General features: G+C 73.8%; 6 protein-coding genes. 3 read left to right on the forward strand and 3 right to left on the reverse strand.

The genetic code is table 11. The annotated features are described in order from the left end of the window. Nucleotides 1-113: 113 nt before the first annotated feature. Together JS521_RS34315 and JS521_RS34320 are read right to left on the reverse strand one after the other, a co-directional pair. A complete protein-coding gene (locus JS521_RS34315) occupies nt 114-575 on the reverse strand; it encodes a DUF5990 family protein (RefSeq protein ID WP_205086785.1) in 462 nt (153 codons plus the stop codon). A 59-nt stretch (nt 576-634) separates the two neighbouring features. Next, nucleotides 635-1,438 carry an aminotransferase class IV family protein gene (locus tag JS521_RS34320; protein ID WP_205086786.1) on the reverse strand — a complete coding sequence of 268 codons (804 nt, stop codon included), beginning with the start codon at nt 1,436-1,438 and terminating at the stop codon, nt 635-637. An 81-nt stretch (nt 1,439-1,519) separates the two neighbouring features. Here JS521_RS34320 and JS521_RS34325 point away from each other — a divergent pair, with 81 nt between their 5' ends. The 3 genes from JS521_RS34325 to JS521_RS34335 all read left to right on the forward strand — a co-directional run bounded on the left by JS521_RS34325 (nt 1,520) and on the right by JS521_RS34335 (nt 3,061). Further along, nucleotides 1,520-2,161 (forward strand): NADPH-dependent FMN reductase, encoded by a 642-nt coding sequence (locus JS521_RS34325; protein ID WP_205086787.1) that lies wholly within the window; start codon nt 1,520-1,522, stop codon nt 2,159-2,161. 85 nt (nt 2,162-2,246) lie between these two features. Then, nucleotides 2,247-2,588 carry a divalent-cation tolerance protein CutA gene (gene cutA, locus JS521_RS34330; RefSeq protein ID WP_205086788.1) on the forward strand — a complete coding sequence of 114 codons (342 nt, stop codon included), beginning with the start codon at nt 2,247-2,249 and terminating at the stop codon, nt 2,586-2,588. Next, nucleotides 2,585-3,061 carry a gamma-glutamylcyclotransferase family protein gene (locus JS521_RS34335; RefSeq protein ID WP_205086789.1) on the forward strand — a complete coding sequence of 159 codons (477 nt, stop codon included), beginning with the start codon at nt 2,585-2,587 and terminating at the stop codon, nt 3,059-3,061. Before cutA ends, JS521_RS34335 begins: the two co-directional genes overlap by 4 nt. Nucleotides 3,062-3,195: 134 nt before the next feature. Here the strand turns inward: JS521_RS34335 and JS521_RS34340 are convergent, their stop codons facing one another. Further along, on the reverse strand, nt 3,196-3,915 hold the full coding sequence (locus JS521_RS34340) for a SanA/YdcF family protein (RefSeq protein ID WP_205086790.1): 720 nt from the start codon (nt 3,913-3,915) through the stop codon (nt 3,196-3,198). Nucleotides 3,916-4,115: the final 200 nt, after the last annotated feature.

A 4,115-nucleotide genomic window follows, 5' to 3' on the forward strand; every position in this document is an offset into this window, starting at 1 on the left:
CTGGGTGTTGTTTATAAGAGACCGCCCCCCTGGACCGCCGGGGGCGGTGTCGGATCCGCCTCCGGCCCGGCGCCGTCCGGGGCGTCCGTCGCCCGACCGGTGTACGGGGGTGCTCAGACCCCGTCCGTGGCGCTCCAGACGATCTGCGGCGGACGCACCCGGGCGCACAGCGGCTGCCCCTTGGCGTCGGTGAGGCCGAGCCGCCCGGTGAGTCGTCCGGAGCGCGCGGCGGCGGCGAGGACGTCCGGATCGATGTCGCTGAACATCAGTTTGGCGCGCCGGAACATGGTGAAGACCCCGGCGTCGTCCACCGTGCCCCACGACAGATAGACGAACCGCCCGCCCAGCCGGTTCTGGACGTACGGCCCCGCCACCTCGACGCCGTCCTCCGTCACGGTGGCCGTGCAGTCGAGCACCCACGAGGCGGAGGGGGCGTCCCCGGGGTGCAGGCCGAACAGCTCGCCCGGCCGGTCCTTGCGCTGGACGCCGACGTGGATGTTCTCGTACCCGGGGAAGTCGCTGTCCGGGCCGCAGGCGCGACCGGGAAGGGCCGAGGCCTCGATATGGATCTGCATGCCCCCATCGTCCGTCACGCCCGCGCCCGCCGGCCCCGGCCCTTCCGTACGGGGCGGCCTCACACGGTGTCCTGCGGAGCGCTGTCGTACACCGTGCCCAGCTCCTTCATCAGCCCCTCGTCCACCGCGAACGCGGTGTCGTCGATCCGCCGCACCGGCGCGATGCCCTGCGAGTTGCAGACGAAGGCGGCGGGGAAGCGGCCCACCCCGTCCGGCCCGTCCAGCGTCACGGGGCGGCGGACGGAGGGCCGTCCGGCCCGCTCCAGGCCCTCCTCCAGCAGGGTCATCGTGATGCCGGTCAGCGCCGGGGCGTCGGGCCACACCACCGAGGTCCCGTCCCAGAAGCCGATGTTGGTGATCGCCCCCTCGGTCACCACTCCGCCCGGCGCGGTCAGCAGCGCCTCGTCGAACCCCGCCCGCCCGGCCAGCACCCCGTAATACGTCTGCCCGAACTCGCCCGGCCGCTTGATGTGCGGGGCCGGACGCGCGTACGGCACCGACATCAGGCTGCGCGCCCCGGCCGGCATGACGGCAGGCTCCCGGACCGTCACCATCAGGGTCGTGGGGGTCGCGCCGGGCGGCAGATAACCGTTCACCCGCACCGACGCGTCCCGCCGCCCCGCCCCGTCCAGGGCGTGCCGGATCAGCTCCCGCACCCGGTCGCCGTCCAGCGGCAGGTCGAACAGCTCCCGGCTCGCGGCGTCCAGCCGGGCGAGGTGCAGGCCGAGGCCCCGGACCCGGCCGTCCCGCACCTGGAGGGCGGTGAAGTGGCCGAATCCGTACAGGGCGGGGATCCGCAAGGTCTCCTCGGTGGCCGGCCGGCCGTCGAGCTCGATGTGGGGCGCGGGCGGCTGCGTGGTCATGCGGCCACCGTAGGCCGTGTGTACGACCCGCTACGGACCGGGCTTGACCTCAACCATGGTTGAGGCGGAAAGGTCGACGTCATGGACACCACAGCCGCATCCACGTCATCCACGTCATCCCTCTCGCCCACCTCGTCCGCCGAGGCGGCCCCCCTCAAGGTGGCCGTCATCCTCGGCAGCAACCGCGACGGCCGCTTCGGCCCCGTCATCGCCGACTGGTTCCTGGCCCGCGCGGCGCGTCACCCCGGCATCGAGACCGACCTGATCGACGTCGCCGAGGCCGCCCTCCCCAACGCGATCACCTTCCACCCCGGACCCGAGGAGGCGGCGCGGATCGGCGCGGTCTCCGAACGCCTCGCGGCGGCCGACGCCTTCGTCGTCCTCACCCCCGAGTACAACCACTCGTTCCCCGCCCCGCTGAAGACCCTCATCGACTGGCACAACGCTGAATGGCAGGCCAAGCCCGTCGCCTTCGTGTCGTACGGCGGCATCTCCGGCGGGCTGCGCGCGGTCGAGCAGCTGCGGCAGGTCTTCGCCGAACTGCACACCGTCACCGTCCGCGACACCGTGTCCTTCCACAACGCGGGCGCCCTCTTCGACGACGCGGGACGCCATCTGGACCCGGAGCCCGCCGACGCGGCCGCCAAGACACTGCTGGACCAGGTGGTGTGGTGGGGCACAGCGCTTCGCGACGCCCGGAATTCCCGTCCGTACGGCGCCTGACGCCCCGTGGGCCGACAATCGCACTGAAGGCCCACGGGCAGAACGCCCGCCGTAGCCCGTACTCCGCATCCCGAGGAGACCGACGATGACAGCGCCGCCGGCATGGCTGACCGTCCTGACCACGACCGACAGCGAGGACAAGGCCCACGCCCTGGCGCAGTCGGCGGTGGAGGCCAGGCTGGCGGCCTGTGCGCAGATCTCCGCCCCCGTCACCTCCGTCTACCGGTGGCAGAACGCCATCGAGACGACCGAGGAGTGGCAGGTGCTCCTCAAGACGACGTCGGAGCGCTACGACGAGCTGGAGGAGCACATCCTGCGGGAGCACGACTACGACACGCCGGAGGTCATCGCCCTGCCGGTGATCCGGGGCAGTGCCCGCTACCTCGGCTGGGTGACGGCGGAGACGGCGCCCCCGGCCGCCCTGTGACGGCGGCCGTGACCACGTCCGCCCCCGGCGGCCCCGTCACCGCCGAACTGCCCTTCTTCGTGTACGGGACGCTGCTGCCGGGCGAACCCAACCACGACCTGTTCCTCCGGGGCCGTACGGCGGGGGAGCGCCCGGCCGTGCTGCCCCGGGCCCTGCTGTACGACGGCCCCGGCTACCCGTACGCGATCGAGGGCCACGGCCGCGTCCACGGCACCCTGCTCGTCGCCGCGCCCGGGGTGTACGGGGAACTGCTCGGGCTGCTGGACCACCTGGAGGAGTTCCTCGGCCCCGGCCACCCGCGCAACCTGTACGAACGGGTCGTCCGCGAGGTCGAGCTGCCGGGGCCCGGCGACGGGGGCGTGGTGCGGGCCTGGGTCTACCTCGCCGCGACCGCCGTCACCCGCTCGCTGCGGACGGGCGGCGTGCTCATTCCCGAGGGGCGGTGGATCACCGGACGCGCACCGGGCGACTGAGGGGTGTCCTTCACCCGCTCGGCGCACGGCCGACGCCGCGCTCGGCGGCACTCCCGGCGGGCCCGGTTCAAGCCCGTCCGGCGCTTGAGGACGGAACCCTGGTGGTGGGGAGCGGCGAGGGCCCCAGACCGTGGTCACCCGGCCGCCAGCGCCTCCGTCACGCCCGGCTCCTCCGGCCCCAGGAAGCGCGGGTCGGGCCGGAACAGGGCGTCCAGGGCCGCCTTGCCCGAGGCCGCCAGCTCCCGGGCGCCGCCGTAGTACCAGGTGGCGTCCCGGGGTTCGTCGACCGCGACGCCGTACGCGTCGATCCCGGCGGACCGGCACAGCGTGACCGCCCGGTGGATGTGGAAGCCCTGGCTCACCAGCACGGCCCGGTCGACCCCGAAGATCTTCTTGGCCCGGACGCAGGAGTCCCAGGAGTCGAACCCGGCGTAGTCGCTCACGATCCGCCCGTCCGGCACCCCGCGCCCGGTGAGATACGTGCGCATCGCGTCCGGCTCGTCGTACTCCACCCGGCTGTTGTCCCCGGTGACGAGGACGACCTTGACCTTCCCGGCGCGGTACAGCTCGGCCGCCGCGTCCAGCCGGTGCGCGAGATACGGGGTCGGCCGGCCGTTCCACAGCCCGGCGCCGAACACCACGGCGACCTCCCGGGCCGGGGCTTCGGCCGTCGTGCCCACCCGGTCACCGGCCTCCAGGCGCATCCAGGTCGCGGGCACGAGCGCCAGCACACAGGCGACCATCAGCGCCTGCACCAGCCGCCGTTGCCCGCGCCGGGTACGCGGCAGCCGCAGCACGGCGAACCGCCCCCGGAGCCGCAGCACGGGCCGGTCAGGCCACCGCACCCCCGTCAGCCGGCGCCGAAGCCGCTTCCGTCTCTCCCCGCTCTTCCCACGCACCGCAACCCCCCACTCGTCCCCGCGTCGTCCGCTCGTCGGCCGCGCCGTGCGCGTACCGCGCCCCCACCCCACCTGACGACCGAGAAGCCGTAAAGGTTCGCCCGCCGCCCCGCTTGTGGTGCCCGATACCCAACCTCCGACCCGGCCCTCCGAGG

Origin of the sequence: Streptomyces durocortorensis, from assembly GCF_016901035.1 — a bacterium.
Classification (GTDB): Bacteria; Actinomycetota; Actinomycetes; order Streptomycetales; family Streptomycetaceae; genus Streptomyces; species Streptomyces durocortorensis.

Excerpts from the sequence above, each read along its gene's own strand:
- JS521_RS34315 (WP_205086785.1), bottom strand. The coding sequence starts at position 575 with ATGCAGATCCATATCGAGGCCTCGGCCCTTCCCGGTCGCGCCTGCGGC.
- JS521_RS34320 (WP_205086786.1), bottom strand. The coding sequence starts at position 1,438 with ATGACCACGCAGCCGCCCGCGCCCCACATCGAGCTCGACGGCCGGCCG.
- JS521_RS34325 (WP_205086787.1), top strand. The coding sequence starts at position 1,520 with ATGGACACCACAGCCGCATCCACGTCATCCACGTCATCCCTCTCGCCC.
- cutA (WP_205086788.1), top strand. The coding sequence starts at position 2,247 with ATGACAGCGCCGCCGGCATGGCTGACCGTCCTGACCACGACCGACAGC.